Here is a 20,113-nt window from a genome sequence, read left to right as displayed (position 1 = left end):
ATGGAACAAAGCGTTGTTGAACAACAAGAATTGAAAACGACGGAAACAAGTGGTGATTTTCTTGATCAGATTATTGATAACACCCAAGCCATTCGTCGGGAAGCAGATCGTGATCGGGTAAAAAGCCAGCTCGACCAGTTTCTGGCCGAAGTCACTTCCGGTTCACTGGTGGTTTCCGGCGATTTGGTAAACAGCATTGAGGAACGTATCGCAGCAATTGATGCGCTGATGTCCGCTCAACTGAGTCTGGTATTGCATCACCCGGAATTTCAACGTCTGGAATCTTCTTGGGTAGGGCTCAAAGGATTACTTGACCAAAGCGAAACAGATAATACCCAGATCCGCATGTTGAACGCGACGAAAACCGATTTGATTAAAGACTTTAAATCAGCATCGGATTTCGATCAGTCAATGCTGTTTAAGAATGTGTATGAATATGAATACGGTACGTTTGGTGGTGAACCTTATTCAGCGTTTGTCGGTGATTTTGACTTTGATAACAGCCCGGAAGATCTCTACTTACTGGAACAGATTTCTCATGTAGCAGCGGCAGCTCATGCGCCGTTTATCAGTTCAGTCAACGCGGGCATGTTGGGGCTGAATGATTTTGGCGAGCTACCACGTCCGCGTGATTTGTCCAAACTACTTGATACATCCGATTATCTGCGCTGGAAACGCTTCCGGGAATCTGATGACTCCCGTTATGTCGGCCTGACTTTGCCGCGAGTGATTGGCCGTTTGCCTTATGGGGCAAAAACTATCCCGGTCGAACAATTCTGCTTCGAAGAGCAGGTAAAGGAAGGAGATAGCGGTAGTTATCTGTGGATTAACGCCGCCTACGCACTGGCAGGCCGTATGGTGGCTGCATTTGAACAGTATGGTTGGTGCGCGGCGATCCGCGGTGTAGAAGGCGGAGGATTGGTCGAAGCATTACCAACCCATCATTATTCTTCGGTGTCTGGTGAAAAGATGCTGCAATGCCCGACCGAGGTTGCCATCTCTGATCGCCGTGAAAAAGAGTTGGCAGAATTAGGGTTTATTCCTCTGGTTTATTATAAAGGGACTGACTATGCCGCATTTTTCTCGGTGCAGTCGCCGAATAAGCCAAGAAAATATAATTCTGACTTGGCAAATGCCAATGCAAAATTATCAACCCAATTGCAATATATTATGACAACTTCTCGTTTCGCCCATTATTTGAAAATGATTGTACGTGACAAAGTCGGCAGTTTTATGTCCCGCGGAGAATGTCAATCTTATCTGCAAAATTGGATCAACCAATATATTGTTGGCTCGGATACCGTTGGCGCAGAAATAAAAGCGAGTCACCCATTACGGGAGGCAAGAGTTGATGTTGTTGAAGTTCCTGGATCACCCGGAACATATCGGGCTGTGGCCTATTTAAGGCCGCATTTCCAATTAGAAGGGTTAAGTATGTCTTTACGGTTGGTGGCTGATTTACCTCCGTCATCGGCGGCCTGATTTTTCTATTTACTAATATTTATCCTATTTATTACAACTAACTGGAGTAGTTAATTATGAGTTCTTCAATTTTTTTACAAATTGATGGTATTAAAGGTGAGAGTACCGACAGCAAACATAAAGAGTGGATTGAGCTGGAACATGTCAATTTTGGCGCATTTAACCATGCTCGTATTGCAGACAGCGGTAAACGCAAAATTACCTCTGGCGCAGCGGATTTCCGTACCATTGACTGTGTGAAGGTGATGGATACCAGTTCTATTGGCTTACTGTCCGCCGTGGCGCAAGGTACCTCGATTAAAAAAGTGAAATTGGAAATCTGTACAATTTTTAAAGGGGAAATGCACCCTTACGCAGAAGTTGAAATGGACGAATGTATTATCTCTGACGTTCATGAAACCTGTACACGTGGTGGTGAATTCCCACAAGAACAGATTTCTATCACCTATTCCAAAATTAAATGGACATTCACACCACTCAACCCAGATGGTACTAAAGGCAACAAAGCCGGTCCAGAAGGTTGGGATCTTATCGAGAACAAGAAACAGTAATTTTGACTGTTTACTGCCGGCCTTTGGCCGGCAATTTCTAACCGGAAAAATATAATGATTCAGCCTTCATTACTCCATCGCCTGAAAGATGATTATCCACAAGATGAAAAACGGGGTGTTACTCTAGCCTGGTCTCGTCAGGAAGTGGTACAAAGCCTGATTTCCGATTTGAGTATGTTATTTTCATCAAGACCGATTTCTGAAATTTCCCCTTTATTTGGTGAGTTACCGAAATCCGTTTTAAATTACGGCGTTTCTGATGTCATTAATGTAGATATTTCCGATGATGAACGTATTGATGCATTAAGTAATAATATTTACCAAGCTATTTCCTGGTTCGAACCTCGTTTGCAAAATGTCGTGATTACATTACAGAAAAATACGCCAGAAAATATCACTTTCTGGGTGAGTGGAATTTTCTTCAACGAACAAGTGGTGTTTTCTATCTCATGGAACAGTACCGCCTATACCTATTCAATTTCATGGGATAAATAACAAGATGATGTTATTACCACAAAAAATACTGACTTATTACAACCGGGAATTGAGTTATTTAAGACAATATGGCGCCGCGTTCTCTCAACGTTTTCCCAAAATCGCCAAACGTCTTGGGTTCGCAGAAGGCATTTCAGAAGATCCGCATGTAGAACGTCTGGTGGAATCTTTTGCATTTCTGACAGCAAAAATCCACCAGCGGATTGATGAAGACATGCCAGAACTCAGTAATGCTATGTTGGAAGTCCTGGCGCCACAGTTTTTACGTCAGGTACCGTCGGTATCTTTAGTACAGTTTCAACAAGACCCATTAGCATCCGGCGTAACTGGGATGATGGCAGTGGCGCGGCATACCCCGTTGATTTCTCAACCGGTAGGTGATGTAACCTGTCGTTTCCGCACGGTATATCCGCTGGAAATGTTGCCATTGGATTTAACGCACGCAGAACTAATACCAGACCCTTACGATCGAGACTTTATCTTAACGCTGAGTTTTACCCTGTGGCCGGGCGCCAGCTTTCAGACGCAATATATCCGGTTGTACTTACATGGCGCACCGGTGCTGACTCATAGTTTATATGAATTGTTGTCGGTGCAAGTTAAGCAACTGGAATGTCGGTTGGGCGAGCGTACATTCAACCTGAATAGTCGGGGTGTTCAGGTAGTGGGCTTTGATCCGCAAGATAACTTATGCGCCGATGATGCATTAATAAACCCGGTTCATCACTTATTTCGTGACTATTTCAGTTTTCCTGAAAAGTTTTTATTCCTGGACATTCCATTACCGGATGCCGGTTTGATCACCAGTTTATCAGGCGATTTGCAATATCGTTTCCGGCTTAAGGATTGCATCGCATTGCGCCGTATTGAACGTATGAGCGATAAAGTCAGCAATGAAACCTTCCGGCTGAATTGCGTGCCGATCATTAACCTGTTTACTCATCAGGCGGAACCGATTATTCCACTGGAAACGGAACATGAATATCTGGTTCAACCGGATGCGCGTCGCCCACAAAGCATGGAAGTCTACACCATCGATCAGGTCGAAATTGTCAGTCGTCAACAGGAACAACTAAGTTCCAAGCCGGTGCCGTCATTATTTGGTATTGAACATACACGGTCTGATGAACAGTTCCCGTTATTTTGGCAAGCAACGCCACGTCCCTCACTCAGGCATAACGATCTGGGGATGAATATGTTCATCGGTTTTTCTGATAGCAACGGCGAACATCTGAAACCTGAAACTGATGTGGCGATCCTGAGTCTGACCTGTACTAACCGCGATATACCGCGGCAATTGAGCAACGGTCATCCTGATGGCGATTTCGAATCAGAAAGCGCATTGCCAGGGGTAAAAATTCTGGGATTGATCCGTCCTCGATTGCCGGTACGTCCACAACCCAATAGCGCATTGCACTGGCGGTTGGTATCGCAGCTCAATTTGAACCAAATGCTACTAAGCGGTCCACAGGGGGTTCAATGCTTAAAAGAGGCGCTAGAACTCTACAACTTGCTTGGCGATCCAGCTATATCAAGGTTGATTGCACAATTACAGCAGATTGCTATTGCGCCAGTGAGTGCACGCCTGAATCCCGCCGATCCTTATTCTCTGGCGCGGGGGCTGGAAGTGACATTGACATTTCAAGCACAAGCCGAAGAGTTTGTTGATTTTTACCTGTTTTGCAGCCTGTTAGAACGTTTTATCGCAATGTATGCGCCGATTAACAGCTTCACGCAAACCGTAACACGGTTAGAAGCGGTTAATAATAGTACCCGCCGTTGGCCGCGTCGCTGTGGGAGGCTGACATGGCTGTAGAAAATAAGATGCGTTTAGTTGGCGGCCGTTTTTATCAAAATGTACGTCGTCTGCTCAAACGTTGTCAGCGACATAAAGAAACGGCAATCACCCCTGATGATGTAGTGCAATTCAGCTCTGTACTGACATTAGATGCGCCGGAAAGGGAAATCGAGTCGCTATTACCACCGCAAGAAGGGTACGAACAGTATCGCATGGCGGTACATCATTTTGGTCTACTGGGAACCCTTGGCGCATTGCCGTTGCGTTATACCGAATGGCTGATTGATAGGCGTTACCGCTATGGAGACGAATCAGCTCAGGCGTTTATTGATATTTTTACTCATCGTCTACTTAGTTTGCGTTTTCAGGCATGGCAGAAATACCGGTTATATATTAACGCGGAATTACAAAACCATCGGGCTTTACCGGCAGTTATTCCAGCCGTTGCCGGCCAATTGATGGAGAGCAAGATACAGCGCCTTCATCCAGCTTGTGCCGGATTACTGGCAACACCGGTCCGCTCAATGGTGAATTTGCAACATCTGTTACAACGGGAATTGAGTATGTCGGTCAACATCCAACCCTTTAAAGGGCGCTGGCAATATGCTGAACAGGCGCACTGTTGCTGCTTGGGCCACAGTTCATTAGGCGATAACCCGATGTTGGGTCGCGCTTATTGGGATATTCAATCCGGGTTTCATATTCAATTGGGGCCATTTGCCGCTCGGCAGCGAGCCGCTTTTATGCCGGGAAATGAACAACATCGCAAACTGACACAGTGGGTGTGGCAGTTTGCCGGGCCGTTGCTCTCGTTTTCACTGGAATTGTTGGTACAACATAGTGGACAAGGCAACGTATTAAACGGCAGCCATCAGTTAGGGTGGGATGGTTGTTTAGGCGATACCGGCGAAAACAATATTCAGCGTATCTATTTGGCTGAATGTACGGGTCCTTACGCAAGTTAAACAAAAAATTCAGGTAATTAAAAAGATGCTGTTAGGGCAAAAGAATCGTTTTTTACAGGTTATCGGTAGCCTGTCAGATATTGTGGCACTGAGCAAAATAGAAGGTGAAGAGCACCTATCGCGGCCTTATTCATTTTCCGTTCAGCTCTATTCCAACGCTGACTGGGATAAGCTGGAGTCTCATATTGGTAAGCCTTTGGCATTTCGCCTTGGTGAAGCACCGAATCACCGTATCGTGCATGGCTTATTGACTGAATTACAGCAACAAGGTTTTAGCGACGGCCAGTTTTGTTATCAGGCACGAATTGAACCTTGGTTGAAAATGCTGACATTAACCCACAATCTGCGCGTCTATCAGCGCATCAATGTGCCGGATATGGTATGTGATATCTTCCGCAAACGTGGGTTTAACGACGTTGAACTGGCGCTAAAAAGCCGCTATCCGAAGCTTGAATATTGTATGCAATACAAGGAATCAGATTTTGACTTTGTAACGCGTCAACTGGAACAAGCGGGGATTTTCTACTTCTTTCGCCATGAAGAAGGGCGTCATGTACTGGTATTGGCGGATCACCCTTCAACGTTTGTTAACGCGCCTTTAGCGGTATTGCCATACCAATCGAAGATCGGTGATCAGCAGGGCTATGGGCTACGCGCCTGGCATATTCATCGCACAATGATTCCAGGTACGGCGGAAATGAATGGTTATAACGTTAAAAGCGCAGCGGCAATCAGCGCCAGCGCCAAAGCGAACAGCGGCTATTCTACCAATCCCAAGCTTTCTATCTATGATGACCGACGTCAGGAGGAGCGTAATCAACTGGAAGCACAGGCAACGCTGTGCATGGAACAATGGGAATCACAATCCTATTACGCACGTGCTGTTAACAGTTATCCCGGTTTACAAATAGGACATCAGTTCACCCTGAAAGGGCACGCCAGCGCCGATGGCCGTTATGCCGTGGGCCGCCAGCGATTAAAAGCGGAGAGCAACCTGGAAGAAGGCGAATTACTGTTTTCGTCTCAAGTGACCTTATTCCCGGCGAATAAAGCATTCCGGCCAAGTCCTTCTGTTACACGACCCTACATTTCCGGCGTATTGTCTGCGCTGGTGGTGGGGCCTACGTCAGAAGAGATCCATACTGATGAACAGGGGCGCATCAAAATCCAGTTTCATTGGGATAAAGAACATAAAAAAAATGATGACAGCTCCTGCTGGATACGGGTCAGTCAGTTCTGGAATGGCGCAAAGTTTGGCGCGCAATTTGTGCCACGTGTGGGCAATGAAGTATTGGTGAGCTTTATTGATGGCGACCCTGATAGCCCGCTGGTGACCGGAACGGTTTATAACGGGGTAAAAATGCCGCCATTCGCGCTACCGAGACAAAAAACCCAAAGTGGGATTGCGACACGCAGTAGTGCAAAAGGCACAGTGGAGCAAGGACATCAGTTTTGCTTCGAAGATAAAAAAGGCGAAGAATTTATTTTGCTTCACTCACAAAAAGATATGCGCCTGAAAGTGAAAAATGATTTTTCGGCGCAGATCGATCACAACGTGTTATGGGAAATCCAGGAAAAACGCGACACCCAAATTAAAAAGGGCAATGACACGTTAATTTTGACCGAAGGCAACGCCGTAACCGAATTGAAAAAAGGCGACAAAAAACAAATTCTTGATCGCGGCAATTTCACCACTACCGTCAGCGCAGGCAGCTATGAGCTAGAGGTATCCAGAGGTAACGCCAACATCAATGTGGGTCAGCAATGCACAATTACAGCAAATCAGGGCATTGAACTGAAAGTCGGCGCCAGCAAATTATCGATTACCCAAGCAGGGATCACCATCAAAGCGCCGTCCGTCACCGTAGAAGGCACAGGAAAACTGGCGTTGAAGAGTAGCGGCATGGCGGAATTAACCGGCACCACAGTCAAAGTAGAAGGCAGTGCAATGGCACAATTAAAAGGCGGCATTGTGCAGGTGGATGCGACCGGCATTGCTATGGTGAAAGGAATTTTGACCAAGATTGGTTAATAACAGGAACAACGAATAATAAGAGTTTGCAATCATGGTTAAATTACGACACTGCCAGCTTTCGCCACAGGCGAAATTGGCACTACAACAACACGCAGCACATGAGCAGAATCTATCGGCGCTTAATAAGGAAATGTTGTGGCAAGACGCGGTGTACTACACCATTTTTATGTTGCCTTACACTCAGGCTCTGGAGCTGGCACTGACATTTATCTCCTGCGTTTACGAACGCGATTTGATGCAAGAACAGCGATTACTGTTGCAACAAGTGCGGCGCTGGCGGGTTGATGGCGGTGATCCTTTGCGTCATGAACTGTTCGAACAGGCACAAACAGTTGGGTTCGATAACCCAATTTCATGTCTGGCGCTTTCCGTTTTTTGGAGTGAAGGCAGCATGACCACTGCGGATCTGGAAGCAGTCTATCCACAACCGTGGCAGTCACTGGCGACATTAGCCGATACGTTATGCCTGATATTGCACCTTTACGGCGAACAACCGGAACAACAAATGCAATACGCTGAGCAATTTTTTCAACTGGCACACGGTCAACTAAGGCAATTGCCGCCGTCACAAGATCAGGGGCGCAAAAATTATCTGTACCATGAAGCCACATTATCAGGAGAGCAATGATGCCAATGCCAGCAGCCCGTGTGGGTGATATGCATATTTGTCCAATGGTATCGCCTGCGGTACCGCCGGTGCCACATGTAGGCGGACCGATTATGCCGCCAGGTGTGCCGACAGTGCTAATTGGTGGATTACCCGCGGCAACAATGGGTTCAATGCTGGTGTGCGTCGGTCCGCCGGATACGATAGTCATGGGCAGCCCAACGGTATTGATTGGCGGACGGCCTGCGGCCAGACTCGGCGATTTGTGCGCACATGGCGGCACAATTACTACCGGTTACCCATTGGTGATTATTGCTTGAAATGGAAGTCACCGTGAACTTAGCCCAGACAGATATCCCGCGTTTTTTACAACCCATTACGGTTGACAAACCAGCCGGGTGCGATATCGAATACGAACCTATTTTTGAACAGATAAACGCAGCACGCGAAACCGACGATAATTTTCTCCAAGACGACACATGGGGGTATGAAACCCGTCAGGCTGATTGGCTGCGGGTTTCAACCTTGTGCCAGGAAGTGCTGGAAAAACAGAGTAAAGACTTGCAAATAGCCTGTTGGTTAACCCAAGCACAAGGGGAACTGTATGGTTTGGCCGGGATTAGCGGCGGTATCACATTACTTGCCCATCTAGTGGAAACTTTTTGGCCGGTACTTTATCCGCCGCTGGATGATACAGAGACAAACAGCGCGGATGCCCGTCTTGGTCGGTTGAGCTGGTTAGATAAACAATTGGCGAAACAATTGGACAATCTGACACTAACCGATGATGGCAAATTGAGCCTAAACATTTGGCAACGAGTGCAATATTTTGAACAACGCGTTGCCGTTAATAGTGAATTACGCAGTGCCTTGATCAGTGACGGTTATTTCGGTATCGCTGAATGTGACGGCAGTATTCGCACTACGCCAGCCGAACGATTTAACCAACTGCTGGTACAAACTGGACAGGTCAGTAAAGCATTGGCAGAACTGCAACACATCATGGCGAGCCTGTTGCCAGATGCCGGTAACAGCATGAGCGCCAGTACCCAGCGATTGCAAGATCTGGTGGCCTTAATCGAACGATTTCGTGAAATGGCGGCGCCGGAATTAATTCAGGAATATAGCAATGCAGCAATAGCGGCAGGGGGAGATGCGCCAAACGGCATGAATACAACTTATTTAACAGAAGATCGGGCGCACCATGAAATGCGCACTATCGCCATAGGACAAATGATCAATATCGCCAATTACTTTCGTCAAAATGAACCTACCAGTCCGGTACCCTATTTAATTGAACGTGCAGCACGTTGGGCAAATATGGGCATGGCCGAATGGCTGGAAGAAATGATGTCAGAAAACACCTCCGCGCTACAGGAAATTATGCGCGTGATAAAAGGACCAGAAGATAAATAGAGAGCAAAATGAATAACATGAATTTTTATAATATCATTAAACGCCGTTTTTTAATATTGACGGTAATTCTTTTAATAAATGGTTGTAGTCATTCTATTTCCAGCGATGAAAAACGCTTGCAGGCAATTGAACAAGCCAAACCGGTTTATGCCAGCAATGCCATTCGTTTAAAAATAACTGCGGTTCCACAACTGAATGTTTTTAATAATATGTCGAACAGTTGCACAATATTAATTGTTCAAGCGGAGAAACGTGAACAATTAGATAAATTACTGGCTAATTCCGTGTTATTACGCAATTTATTTGCCGGCACTGGGACAACAGAGCAAATATTACAGTTGGATAATTACGTGATGATGCCGGGGCAATCCGTATCTTTACACATCGATAGAGCGGAACAGGCGCGTTATATCGCATTAATTGCCGGTTACTACCCGGCGCCAGATAGTACTCATACGCGAGTATTATCACTGCCGCTGCGCCTTGAACAACACGGTTGGTGGAATAGCTCCTGGAACGCTGAATTTATTCCTATGCGCATTAATCTGACGCTAGGACGTTACGCCATTACCCGCAGTGATTTCTCAGCAGGTAACACGGGAGATGAGGTGGTTTTCCCAAGACAAATAGTTTTCCCCGGACAAACGGCAGAATCCGGCAGTGACGAGAGTTTGTTGAGGAAGTAACCTATGTTTGAACATAAACCGATGTATTGGTATTCAGGCTTATATTTACAGCCGCAACACTTTCAGGCCCATGAATTGCAGCATGAATATTGGCAAGGGCGTTATCAGTTACTGACACAGCCTTATGCTTTTGGCGTGGTGAAACTTGCATTCAATCTGGCCGCCCTCAGTGACGAAGTGCTGAGCGTCCATCACGCCGCGTTCATTTTTCCCGATGGTTGTTACGTGGATTGTGATGTCAATGGCGTACTCAGTGCCCGATCATTGCGGGATTGCTGGCCGATACGCGACAAACCGCAGCGTATTTATGTCGGTTTGCGTATGCTCAGCCACAATCAGAGTAACGTCACCGGTATCACGGATGCCAACAGTGTCGGTAACATCACCAGCCGTTGGGTAACATGGCCGCAAGAACAACGTATGCGAGATGCTTTTGGCGAGGGGCCGGAAGCGGAAGTGCAACAACTGACCTATAACTTACGCTTTTTCTTGCATGATGAAATTGCTCAAGCAACGGGTTATACATTATTACCGGTTGGCCAACTGCACTGCACCAGTGACGGTATTGCACTGGATAACCGCTATCTACCGCCATGTTTAACGCTCTATGCTGTGCCACAACTGGGCCAGCGCATTGATCAACTGTGTCAGGAGTTAACCGGGCGTGTCCATCAATTGGAAGAGTTGAAACGCCCGCAAACGCTGGAAGGGGAAATTTATACTCAGGAAAAAAGCACATTATTGCTGACACTACGGACTCTGGCGCGTTATGTCGTACAGTTGCACCATTTTCAAGAGGCGAGAGATATTCACCCGTTACAGATTTTTGGGTTATTACGCCAACTGATCAGCGAGCTTTCCTGTTTTACCGACCGTTGTTCTTTCTTAGGCCAGTGGAACGGGCAAGAAGAAGTACTGGAGAAATACCAGCATCTGGATTTGGCGCTAACCCTTGATAGTTGTGAACGGACCATTGCTGATTTACTTAATGCGCTAGTGCTGGAACCGAACACCGTGATCCCTCTGCAACAAGAAAGCCACGGTTATTATCATGCAGCTTTCAATGGAACGGGCGTCAATGAACAACAACGGCTCTATTTGGTGCTGCGTTCTGACAGCTTTACCCATCGTGAGCGGGAAATTCCTGATGATCGCCTGATTAAACTGGCAGCGGCGGAACAGATCGACAGCATTATTAACCGTGCTTTGCCCGGTGTGCGTTTGTACTACCAGGAAATTGCGCCGCATGGTTTGCCCAACCGGACAAATACTCGCTATTTCCGGGTAGAAAACCGCGGTACGTTGTGGCGTCAGGTAGAAGATAGTAAACGTGTAGCGGTGCATTGGGCAGATGCGCCAGACGATTTACAAACAGAAATCGTTATAGTGAGAGCATCATGATGCAGTTGTTGGATTGTTATATTCCAGTATTCACTTGCGTATTGCGCATGATCCAGCAGCAGGTGAATCAAGCGGAAACACTGCGGCAAGCCGTATTAGCTGAATTGACACAAGCACAGAATAGGGCGCGTTTGCAGGGTTATGGGGCGCAAGATATCGAAGAAGCAAATTTCGCCGTGGTAGTTTGGGCAGACGAAGCTATTCTGTGCGCAGGTCAGAAAGAATTGAGTGTTTGGCGTCAATCGTCGTTACAAGCAGAGCTTTACGATGCTGAACTGGGTGGGAATACATTTTTTGATCGCCTTGCCGCGTTAGTACCGGATAATTATCAGGTTCGATTAGTCTATGTTTTTTGTCTGCTTGCCGGATTTTATGGTCGTTATGGCAAACGCGATAATTTGGAATTACACAATATTATCCAGCAAGAATTAGATAATCTTCCTGATACGTTGCGTGGTTATCTCTCTTTAGAAAATCACCGATTAATGAATAGATACGATAATAAATTGAAAAATAAGCGTTACAATAATAAATGGCGCAGAAAATTAATATTATTCATGTCATCTATTATATTAATTTATATTTTCATTACCGTCTATTTATTAAGTATTGGCCGATAAATTCGGAAATTAAACATGAAAAAATTACTTTATGCCATTGGCTGGCTTAGCGTGATGGTTATCCTTTTATTACTCAGTTTAACTATTGCGGTAACATTCTCATGGCCGACAATAGGTGGCTTGTTATTATTTCTTTGCCTACTCCTGCTGTTATTATTGCTGCGTGCGGCAATTACATTCATGCCACAAATAATGCATAAACTGAGCTGGATAAATAAATTCTGGCGGAAAGGAAATAACCGTCTGGAATATTTACTCTATCAGCACTGGCGGCAGGGAGGATATTTACAAAGTTGGCGTCGATTCCGTTCACTGTTACACCGTAACGATCCCGTTCCACCGTGGTTTCTGGTGGTAGGGGAACGGGGCAATGGTAAACAGAAGCTGTTAACACATTGCAATGTGGTGCCTATGACGGGGAAAAATCTGCCATCACTGACAGAAAATACCTTCACTTGCCGCTGGTGGTTCTTCCGCCGGGCAATGTACATGGTGGTTTCCGGCCGCTATACCGAAGGTCAATCCCTGTACCGGCAAGCTTGGTTGCGTCTAATACGCTGGATCGCGCAGGTGCGTAAACCTGCTGGCGTACTCGTTTGCCTGTCAGTGGAACAGTTGCTCAACAGCGACAATAGAGCGCTTTATATTGCCGCACGTCAGGTACGTGCACAGTTGGAACCACTACAGATACGTCTGGAACGCCGCTTACCCATCTGGTTGATCCTCACCCACAGCGAAACATTGCCGGGATTTGACCATTGGTGCGCCCAACTGTCAGTAGAACAACGTACTGAATTGCTTGGCGATTTTATCGAGCATCATACAGTGGGTAATGTCACCGACGTGCTGGACAAGAGTATGAGCACCATTGTTAACACGTTGAAAATGATGCGTCTTAAGCTGCTCAATCAGCAACGTCAGCAACCCAATGCGGAAGTCTTAGCATTACCAGAAACCGTAGCTCAACTGCAACCAACACTGGCTTGCTACTTGAATGCACTGTTTGACCAAGACCATTATTTGGAGCATGGCCTGCTACGTGGCATGTTTTTTACCGCTGAACATCAAACCGCTGGCGTTTTCAGCCGCCGTTTGTTGGGGGAATCTCTGCCTGATCAAGTTAAACGTGGCAATAGCGTATTGCTGACCGGCTGGCGGACATTGACCAAGCGCGTATTGGTTAGCCTATTGATTTTGATGCTGGTGTGCGGCGCAGGCAACGCATTGATGACGACCTGGCGTGGTGTTACGCAACTTGAAAATATCCATGAAGTAGATCCCCTTGAGCGGAGTTACTTACGTTATCGACAAGTTGAGTATTGGTTGCAGGAAACCCTGTCACCTCTGCTTTTTTATCCAGTCAGCCATACGATGGAACAACGGACGGCCCAAGAGTACCAACAACAAGCACCTGTTGACACATTCAACCCGGAATCGGTAGCGACACATTTGCCAGCACGTTTCCGTAGTGCTGGGGCACCGCAAAAACGATTGTTAACTTTACACTGGTCACGCTTTATTAACACTGAACAGGCAATGGCGCATGGCGCAACGCTGGAAACGTTACAGCATATGCCGGCTTATTCAGCCTCACTGTTAAGTGGTGAAAACGATCCTTTATCAGCAGAACAACGCGTCGCACTCCGTCTGGCGCAATATCGCCAAGGCAACGCACAGCAAGAATTCGATCAGTGGCGAAATGTATTGCAGACACTCTTGGAAGATAGCCATAACTGGCAATGGCTGTTAGCCGACGAACAACCGGCAGGAACACGTTCGCTGACACTGGCTGATTTCTGGCCGCTCGCCAACGATGATACGGCCACAATTAACGCACGTATCCGTGGTGTTTATACCCAAACCGGCGAGCAAGATATTCAGGCAACCTTGAGGGAACTAGCACAAGCTCTTAACAACTCGGAATTTTTTGCTCCTTTACAGCGCTCATTCTATCAACAGTATCAAAATCAGCGCCAATCAGAGTGGTTAGCATTTGCTCATGCTATGCCTCAAGGAGAAACATTAGTACGAGGCAAGAAAAACTGGCAAGCGCTGGCATTAGCAGCAGGTCAATATGGCAGTCCCTATATCGCCTTTCTGACCCAGTTAGAACATGATTTATCCACGGTAGAAAAGGCGGATCAGCAGCCTTGGTTACAGACACAGCAGCGTTTATGGCAACTGCATGGTTATGTGCAAAAAAGTAGTGTGATGCAACGAGTCTCGTTAGGGAACCTCTCTTTACGCCAGCGCATCATGTCATGGCTTGGCATTTCACCGCAGATCTCAGTACGACTGGATGACACCGTGCTGACGCGCTATCGCGCCTACCGGCAAGCAGTGCAGTTAAATAGCCAACGCGAATTGCTTAGTGATATGGAAACCGAGGTGTTGGTTAAAAATGCGCTAGGTAATGAGAAAGGGGAGTTGAATGATAACGGTTTACGCGCATTGTTTAACCGTTTCACCTTGTGGCGCCATGAGACCGAAAGCAAGCAAGACGCAGGAGTAAATGAAACTTTATGGCGACTCTATCAGGGCGATGCACATCTGGTACTACGTTACGCCTTCTTAAGTGCCGCCAGCCGCTTGCAAACCCAGTGGGAAAGCAAAGTGATTTGGCCGATGGAAAAATTGAGCAGACAAGAACTGTTTGATGGCCGGGAATTGAACGCGCGTTTGTATGAATACAGTAATGTATTTGTACGGGATACCGCAGAGTATGCGCTGGATATTCGTCCGGAAGGTATTAAGCCTCAGGCAATGGAAGATGTGCTCTTTCCGTTTAACGATGATTTCATTTTCTATATCAACAACCTTATCCAGCCGAATGACCTGCTTTCAGCAACATCGGATATTCGTCGTCGCCTGCAAGAAAAACTCTCCTTACTGGAAAGCGAGCAGCAACTGGCAACGGCACAACAGGAACCGGAACAAGAACAGAAGCCATCGGCGGAAGTAACGATTGTCAGTCAGCCAGCAACCGCTAACCGTGGAGCAAAGGTGTTGCCAGTGGGGAGTTCAGTGACGTTGAGTTGTGATGACGGCGTACAGCAGCTTAAGAGTATGAATTTCAATGACAGCATGACTCTGCATTGGAGTCCAGGCGCATGCAACAAGGTACAAATTGATGTCTATTTTCCTCGCTTTACCTTAAGCAAAAGCTACGTAGGCCCCGATGGTTTGCTGCAATTTATGCACGCGTTTTCCCGTGGCGAACTGACATTGGCAGCGCAAGCGTTCCCACAACGGCGCGATGAATTAAGCGCACTGGGTATCAATAACATCACTGTGCGTTATCAAGTCAGCGGAAGCAAAGCTGTTGCAACACTCTATCAGCAGTGGCAGCAACATCAGCAACAACAAACGGCGCTATTGGAACAACGCAGCCGACTGGATAGCCAGTTATTAAATCTAAGTGAACCAACAGTGGCAAAAGGAACACTCTCTACTTTGCCATCACAAATCACCACCGATTGGAACGAATTAAGGAAACCTAAAAGTGAGTAATTATCTTAAACAGATCGTCAGTAAATTAACGGTAGAAGCGCGTCAGTGCCTTGATGCGGCGGTTAATCTGGCAGTACAGCGCACCCACCATGAAGTGGAAATTGAACATTTGCTGTTAGCTTTGTTTGAAAAACAGCTTCCGACGATGCAACAAGTGTGTCACCACGGTGGTATTGATGCCATGACGTTGCTGAATGCTTGCCAACGATCCTTAGCATTATTACGCAGTGGTAACCATCGCCCGCCGGTATTGGCTACCAGCCTGACTGAATGGATGGAACAGACCTGGATGTACGCCAGTACTCACTGGGGAGCATCACAGATTACCGCTCAGGCATTGATTGTGGCGCTGATTGTGAATCCGTCATTGCATCATTCACTTACCTCGGAGTTACAGCAATCGTTACAGGGTAACAAAAATGGGATAGAACAGTGGTTGCGTACACAGACACATACGGAACCACAACAAACTAAAACGCCTGTTGGGGAGAATGCTCAATCCGCACTGGCACAATACACACATCACCTGACACAGGCGGCACGTGATAACAAACTGGACCCAGTTTTAGGACGTGAACGAGAAATTCGTCAATTAATTGATGTGCTATTACGCCGTCGCCAAAACAATCCATTATTAACTGGTGAAGCGGGTGTCGGCAAAACTGCGCTGATCGAGGGACTTGCTCAGCGGATCGTTGAGGGCCGTGTGCCGAAAGTTTTGGCGCAGGCTGAATTATTTACGCTGGATATGGGGCTGTTACAAGCAGGCGCCAGCGTAAAAGGCGAGTTTGAAAGCCGCTTGCAAAAATTATTGGATGAAGTGAAGGGTTATCCTACACCAGTGATTCTATTTATTGATGAAGCGCATACACTGATTGGCGCAGGCGGCCAAGCCGGGCAAAATGATGCGGCCAATCTGTTGAAACCTGCGCTAGCTCGGGGTGAATTACGGACAATTGCGGCAACCACCTGGTCTGAATATAAGAAGTACTTTGAAAAAGATGCAGCGTTAGCCCGCCGTTTCCAAGTGATCAAAGTCGAAGAACCTTCGCTAGAACTGGCAATCGCTATGTTGCGTGCTATGACACCAGCAATGGAAAAACATCACGGCGTCAAAGTACTTGCAGAGGCGGTCACGGAAGCGGTTACATTAGCCAACCACTATATCACTGGACGTCAGTTGCCGGATAAATCGGTTAGCCTGCTAGATAGCGCCTGTGCCCGCGTTGCAGTTTCACAAACGGATGAACCAGCGCCGATTGAAGATCTGCGTGCCATGTTGACAAACATTGCTACCGAACAAGAAGCCTTATTACGTGAAGGCGGTCATGAAGCCCAGTTACAGAAATTGGCGCAGCGTCAGGCCGAATTGCAAGCATCACTGGCAGAAATTTTGCCGGAATATCATGCTCAACGTCAGTTGGTGAATGACATCCTTGCCTGTGAAGAACATGACGAGCGGCTACCTGTGTTACGTGCAGAACTGCATCAGCGCCATCATCAGCATGCTTATGTGTTTGATTGTGTTGATGCCGCCTGTGTCGCAGACATCGTTGCCGGTTGGACAGGAATCCCCCTTGGCCGGATGGTAGAAAATGAACGTGATGTGTTGCGTCAGTTAGAGACCCGCCTCGGCCAACGGGTCATGGGGCAAGATCATGCGCTCAACCAGATAGCGCGTCAAATTCGGATTGCTAAAGCACAACTGGCCGATCCGGTCAAACCTACCGGAGTATTTATGCTCGCAGGACCTTCCGGTGTAGGAAAAACCGAGACCGCCTTAGCATTGGCTCATGAGTTGTATGGCGGTGAGCATCATCTGATCACAATTAACATGTCGGAATATCAGGAAGCCCATTCGGTTTCCGGCCTGAAAGGTTCTCCTCCAGGCTACGTCGGCTATGGACAAGGTGGTGTATTGACCGAAGCAGCTCGGCGTCAACCTTACAGCGTAGTGTTACTTGATGAAGTGGAGAAAGCGCACCCCGATGTACTGGAACTGTTCTTTCAGGTGTTCGATAAAGGCATGATGGAAGATGCCGAAGGGCAACAGATTAACTTTCGCAATACGCTAATCATCCTGACCACGAATGCGGCATCAGATTTGGTAATGCGAGCAGCAATGCACGGAGTAAAAGAGCAGGGGGAAAATCGCCCGGCAACTCTTGAAGATATTCAAGAGATTATCCGGCCAGAACTGCAACGTATTTTTACGCCGGCATTTTTAGGCCGTTTGCAGGTTATTCCTTATCTGCCGGTACATGGCGAAGTTCTGCATGCCATTGTGCGTCATAAACTGAATAAAGTTGTCGCACGCTATCGTCAATCAACCCAATGTGAGTTGCACTACAACGACACGCTGGTGGATTTTATCGCTGAAAGGTGCCAGATCGCGGAAAGTGGCGCCCGTGAAATTGATAACCTGTTGACACAATTTGTCCTGCCGCTGTTATCAGATCAATTGCTGCTAGGGAATGCGCCCGTCAATCAGGATGTCTGGATGAATGTTATAGACGGTCAAATGCAATTACGATCAGACCAAAAGAAACTGTCACTTTCTAATATTATCAACTAAGGGTAGTAAACGCTTATCTCTGCTATTATTATCTTACATAAATGTAACATCAGTGTTACGGAATAGATCCCGATGAAAATGAAAAAGATAGTGATCTTCTGGTTTATTTTTACATTGGTCAATTTCACGCTGGCACTGTTAAGCCTACAGGTACGGGATGTGTGGAGCCTGTCGTCACTAGTGTGGTTTCCGGCAGGCTTGTTACAAGGCATATTTTGCGCCAGGGCGCCACGGTACTGGCCTGTCTGGTTAATAACGGGCGCCTTGATTTCGCTGACTGCCAGTCAGTGGTATGGAAGACCAGTAAACGTATCGCTGATCTTTTCCTGCATCAATGTGATGATGCTGGTGGTAACCGCGCTGATCTGGCAGTTTTTTTACGGTGTCATGCGTGCCCCAAAGAGGCCAAGGGACATCATTAGCCTGACCGTACTCTGTTCGTTAAGTGGCATCATTGAGCGATTTATCGCAAAGTGGATACTTCATCTCTTTGGTTATCCTACCGACATATCGGTTTCATTACCGATTGTCGTAGGCTCAGTGTTGAGTTATCTGCCATTTACGCTGTTTGTTATCTCCTGTATCACCTATGAGAAAAGTAGGGTTGAGAACTGGAAAGTCTACGGTTTATGGCTGGTGGCTCTACTTGCCATGATAGCATTGTTCATCAGTCCGCCACCGGAAGCCGGGAAAATACACTGGCAAGGGATCGCACTGCTGTTTTCCTTTAGTTTGCCGATGGTGCTGGCACTCAGCGGTAATCTATTAGTATTAAGCAGCTTTTTATCCCTGTGTACAGTGGGGATCGTGAGTGCTACCATTTTTGGCCTTGGTCCATTCTCATCCCCGTTAACCAACCCCCAACAAAATGTGCAGATAGCGGCTTGGTACAGTACAGCGTTCACTTTGCCTGCGCTGTTATGCTGTAGTTGTTTGTCTAAAACAATTAATGAATTGCATCAGCGAAAAGCGCGTTTTCTGTTAATGAGAGCCATGCTGGATCAAGAACAGGTGAATTGCTTTCGGTTAAGCGCCAACGGGCATCTGTACTGGCATCATAATGGTTCTGCCTGGATGCGGTGCGGAAAAGCGCCTGCCTCCTGGTCGCAATTGATGGCTTGGGTACATCAGGAAGATCGACATAAAATCGAACAGCTTAAAAATTCAGTCTCGCAAATACCGCAGACACTAAAAGTTCGGATTGCCGATGGCAAAGGCGAATTTAATCTGGTCATTATCGCCTTAATCGTCCATGCGGGAGAAAATGCCGGTTTTGTTGAAGGAACGATACGTGAAATAGCACATAAAAAAAGTAAAGTAGAAAATAATCTGGAGAAATAACTTATGCCCAGACGAGTCATTATTGCTGACGATCATCCGGTATTTTTATTAGGACTACGCACGATACTGTCAACATTGCCGGAAAATTACCAGATTGTGGGGGAAGCTCATGATGTCGCCACGCTTTTCTCTCTACTGGAAGAAAAAGAAACGGATATGCTGATTACAGATTTCATTATGCCGGGTAATAACCAAAGCGACGGTCTGAGGATGATTAGCCGAATACGGGAACAATATCCAAACTTGCCGATTGTGGTGATTACGATGATCAGCGACCGAAAAATAATAGCTTCATTGATTGACTACAGAGTGAAAGCGATTTTGAACAAAAATAGCTTATCCCATGAGCTGGTAAAAGGGTTGTACAGCACAACCGGACGTTATGAACCCTACTTAAGTGAACAATTTCTCGAATCCCCGGACGAGGAAGTTGTAAGAACGCTAACCAGCAAAGAATTGGAAGTGATTAAACTGTTGGGACAAGGGTTGAGTGTGAATGATATTGCCGCGCGTTTATACCGTACTAAGCAGACAATCAGCGCACAAAAAATCAGCGCAATGAAAAAGCTCGGGTTAGATAATGAAGCCGCACTTTATAATTATTTGCATCAAATTGGACTGGGGCTATAAG

Annotated in this window: 16 protein-coding genes; all 16 read left to right on the top strand. The window is 46.7% G+C overall.

Features of this window, described 5'->3' with window-relative positions; genetic code table 11:
• The 16 genes from tssC to OO184_RS08695 all read left to right on the top strand — a co-directional run bounded on the left by tssC (nucleotide 1) and on the right by OO184_RS08695 (nucleotide 20,112).
• Nucleotides 1-1,482: a type VI secretion system contractile sheath large subunit gene (tssC, locus tag OO184_RS08770; RefSeq protein ID WP_049582140.1), complete on the top strand. Its 1,482-nt coding sequence runs from the start codon at nucleotides 1-3 to the stop codon at nucleotides 1,480-1,482.
• A gap of 56 nt (nucleotides 1,483-1,538) precedes the next feature.
• Nucleotides 1,539-2,033, top strand: coding sequence for an Hcp family type VI secretion system effector (locus tag OO184_RS08765; RefSeq protein WP_049581567.1), 495 nt, complete (start codon nucleotides 1,539-1,541; stop codon nucleotides 2,031-2,033).
• Nucleotides 2,034-2,087: 54 nt separating this feature from the next.
• Nucleotides 2,088-2,528, top strand: a complete 441-nt coding sequence (gene tssE / locus OO184_RS08760) for a type VI secretion system baseplate subunit TssE (RefSeq protein ID WP_132346045.1) — start codon at nucleotides 2,088-2,090, stop codon at nucleotides 2,526-2,528.
• Nucleotides 2,529-2,532: 4 nt separating this feature from the next.
• Nucleotides 2,533-4,344, top strand: a complete 1,812-nt coding sequence (gene tssF / locus OO184_RS08755; RefSeq protein ID WP_265378842.1) for a type VI secretion system baseplate subunit TssF — start codon at nucleotides 2,533-2,535, stop codon at nucleotides 4,342-4,344.
• Nucleotides 4,335-5,291, top strand: a complete 957-nt coding sequence (gene tssG, locus OO184_RS08750) for a type VI secretion system baseplate subunit TssG (protein WP_265378841.1) — start codon at nucleotides 4,335-4,337, stop codon at nucleotides 5,289-5,291. Before tssF ends, tssG begins: the two co-directional genes overlap by 10 nt.
• A 25-nt stretch (nucleotides 5,292-5,316) precedes the next feature.
• Entirely contained in the window at nucleotides 5,317-7,323 is a 2,007-nt protein-coding gene (locus OO184_RS08745) for a type VI secretion system Vgr family protein (RefSeq protein ID WP_265378840.1), read from the top strand.
• A 34-nt stretch (nucleotides 7,324-7,357) separates the two neighbouring features.
• Nucleotides 7,358-7,954, top strand: coding sequence for a DUF6931 family protein (locus OO184_RS08740; protein ID WP_265378839.1), 597 nt, complete (start codon nucleotides 7,358-7,360; stop codon nucleotides 7,952-7,954).
• Nucleotides 7,954-8,253 carry a PAAR domain-containing contractile injection system baseplate protein gene (locus OO184_RS08735; RefSeq protein ID WP_176414618.1) on the top strand — a complete coding sequence of 100 codons (300 nt, stop codon included), beginning with the start codon at nucleotides 7,954-7,956 and terminating at the stop codon, nucleotides 8,251-8,253. The genes OO184_RS08740 and OO184_RS08735 overlap by 1 nt, the downstream gene beginning before the upstream one ends.
• A gap of 13 nt (nucleotides 8,254-8,266) precedes the next feature.
• Complete coding sequence (gene tssA, locus OO184_RS08730; protein WP_265378838.1) at nucleotides 8,267-9,349, top strand: type VI secretion system protein TssA; 1,083 nt, start codon at nucleotides 8,267-8,269, stop codon at nucleotides 9,347-9,349.
• 8 nt (nucleotides 9,350-9,357) lie between these two features.
• Nucleotides 9,358-10,035, top strand: a complete 678-nt coding sequence (locus OO184_RS08725) for a type VI secretion lipoprotein TssJ (RefSeq protein WP_265378837.1) — start codon at nucleotides 9,358-9,360, stop codon at nucleotides 10,033-10,035.
• 3 nt (nucleotides 10,036-10,038) lie between these two features.
• Nucleotides 10,039-11,436 (top strand): type VI secretion system baseplate subunit TssK, encoded by a 1,398-nt coding sequence (gene tssK, locus OO184_RS08720; protein ID WP_265378836.1) that lies wholly within the window; start codon nucleotides 10,039-10,041, stop codon nucleotides 11,434-11,436.
• A complete protein-coding gene (locus tag OO184_RS08715) occupies nucleotides 11,433-12,056 on the top strand; it encodes a DotU family type IV/VI secretion system protein (protein WP_265378835.1) in 624 nt (207 codons plus the stop codon). Before tssK ends, OO184_RS08715 begins: the two co-directional genes overlap by 4 nt.
• Nucleotides 12,057-12,071: 15 nt before the next feature.
• Nucleotides 12,072-15,566, top strand: coding sequence for a type VI secretion protein IcmF/TssM N-terminal domain-containing protein (locus OO184_RS08710; protein WP_265378834.1), 3,495 nt, complete (start codon nucleotides 12,072-12,074; stop codon nucleotides 15,564-15,566).
• Nucleotides 15,559-18,141: a type VI secretion system ATPase TssH gene (gene tssH / locus OO184_RS08705; RefSeq protein WP_265378833.1), complete on the top strand. Its 2,583-nt coding sequence runs from the start codon at nucleotides 15,559-15,561 to the stop codon at nucleotides 18,139-18,141. Before OO184_RS08710 ends, tssH begins: the two co-directional genes overlap by 8 nt.
• Before the next feature lie 72 nt (nucleotides 18,142-18,213).
• The gene (locus tag OO184_RS08700; protein ID WP_265378832.1) at nucleotides 18,214-19,482 is read left to right on the top strand and encodes a hypothetical protein; all 1,269 of its coding nucleotides are present in this window, start codon (nucleotides 18,214-18,216) and stop codon (nucleotides 19,480-19,482) included.
• 3 nt (nucleotides 19,483-19,485) lie between these two features.
• Nucleotides 19,486-20,112: a response regulator gene (locus tag OO184_RS08695; RefSeq protein ID WP_265378831.1), complete on the top strand. Its 627-nt coding sequence runs from the start codon at nucleotides 19,486-19,488 to the stop codon at nucleotides 20,110-20,112.
• Nucleotide 20,113 lies beyond the last annotated feature (1 nt).

Source organism: Photorhabdus aballayi, assembly GCF_026153155.1.
In the GTDB taxonomy this organism is placed as follows: domain Bacteria; phylum Pseudomonadota; class Gammaproteobacteria; order Enterobacterales; family Enterobacteriaceae; genus Photorhabdus; species Photorhabdus luminescens.
The sequence above is the reverse complement of the archived record's forward strand: the minus strand, read 5'-3'. Positions and strand labels throughout refer to the sequence as shown.

Excerpts from the sequence above, each read along its gene's own strand:
- tssC (WP_049582140.1), top strand. The coding sequence starts at position 1 with ATGGAACAAAGCGTTGTTGAACAACAAGAATTGAAAACGACGGAAACA.
- OO184_RS08765 (WP_049581567.1), top strand. The coding sequence starts at position 1,539 with ATGAGTTCTTCAATTTTTTTACAAATTGATGGTATTAAAGGTGAGAGT.
- tssE (WP_132346045.1), top strand. The coding sequence starts at position 2,088 with ATGATTCAGCCTTCATTACTCCATCGCCTGAAAGATGATTATCCACAA.
- tssF (WP_265378842.1), top strand. The coding sequence starts at position 2,533 with ATGATGTTATTACCACAAAAAATACTGACTTATTACAACCGGGAATTG.
- tssG (WP_265378841.1), top strand. The coding sequence starts at position 4,335 with ATGGCTGTAGAAAATAAGATGCGTTTAGTTGGCGGCCGTTTTTATCAA.
- OO184_RS08745 (WP_265378840.1), top strand. The coding sequence starts at position 5,317 with ATGCTGTTAGGGCAAAAGAATCGTTTTTTACAGGTTATCGGTAGCCTG.
- OO184_RS08740 (WP_265378839.1), top strand. The coding sequence starts at position 7,358 with ATGGTTAAATTACGACACTGCCAGCTTTCGCCACAGGCGAAATTGGCA.
- OO184_RS08735 (WP_176414618.1), top strand. The coding sequence starts at position 7,954 with ATGCCAATGCCAGCAGCCCGTGTGGGTGATATGCATATTTGTCCAATG.
- OO184_RS08725 (WP_265378837.1), top strand. The coding sequence starts at position 9,358 with ATGAATAACATGAATTTTTATAATATCATTAAACGCCGTTTTTTAATA.
- tssK (WP_265378836.1), top strand. The coding sequence starts at position 10,039 with ATGTTTGAACATAAACCGATGTATTGGTATTCAGGCTTATATTTACAG.
- OO184_RS08715 (WP_265378835.1), top strand. The coding sequence starts at position 11,433 with ATGATGCAGTTGTTGGATTGTTATATTCCAGTATTCACTTGCGTATTG.
- OO184_RS08710 (WP_265378834.1), top strand. The coding sequence starts at position 12,072 with ATGAAAAAATTACTTTATGCCATTGGCTGGCTTAGCGTGATGGTTATC.
- OO184_RS08700 (WP_265378832.1), top strand. The coding sequence starts at position 18,214 with ATGAAAATGAAAAAGATAGTGATCTTCTGGTTTATTTTTACATTGGTC.
- OO184_RS08695 (WP_265378831.1), top strand. The coding sequence starts at position 19,486 with ATGCCCAGACGAGTCATTATTGCTGACGATCATCCGGTATTTTTATTA.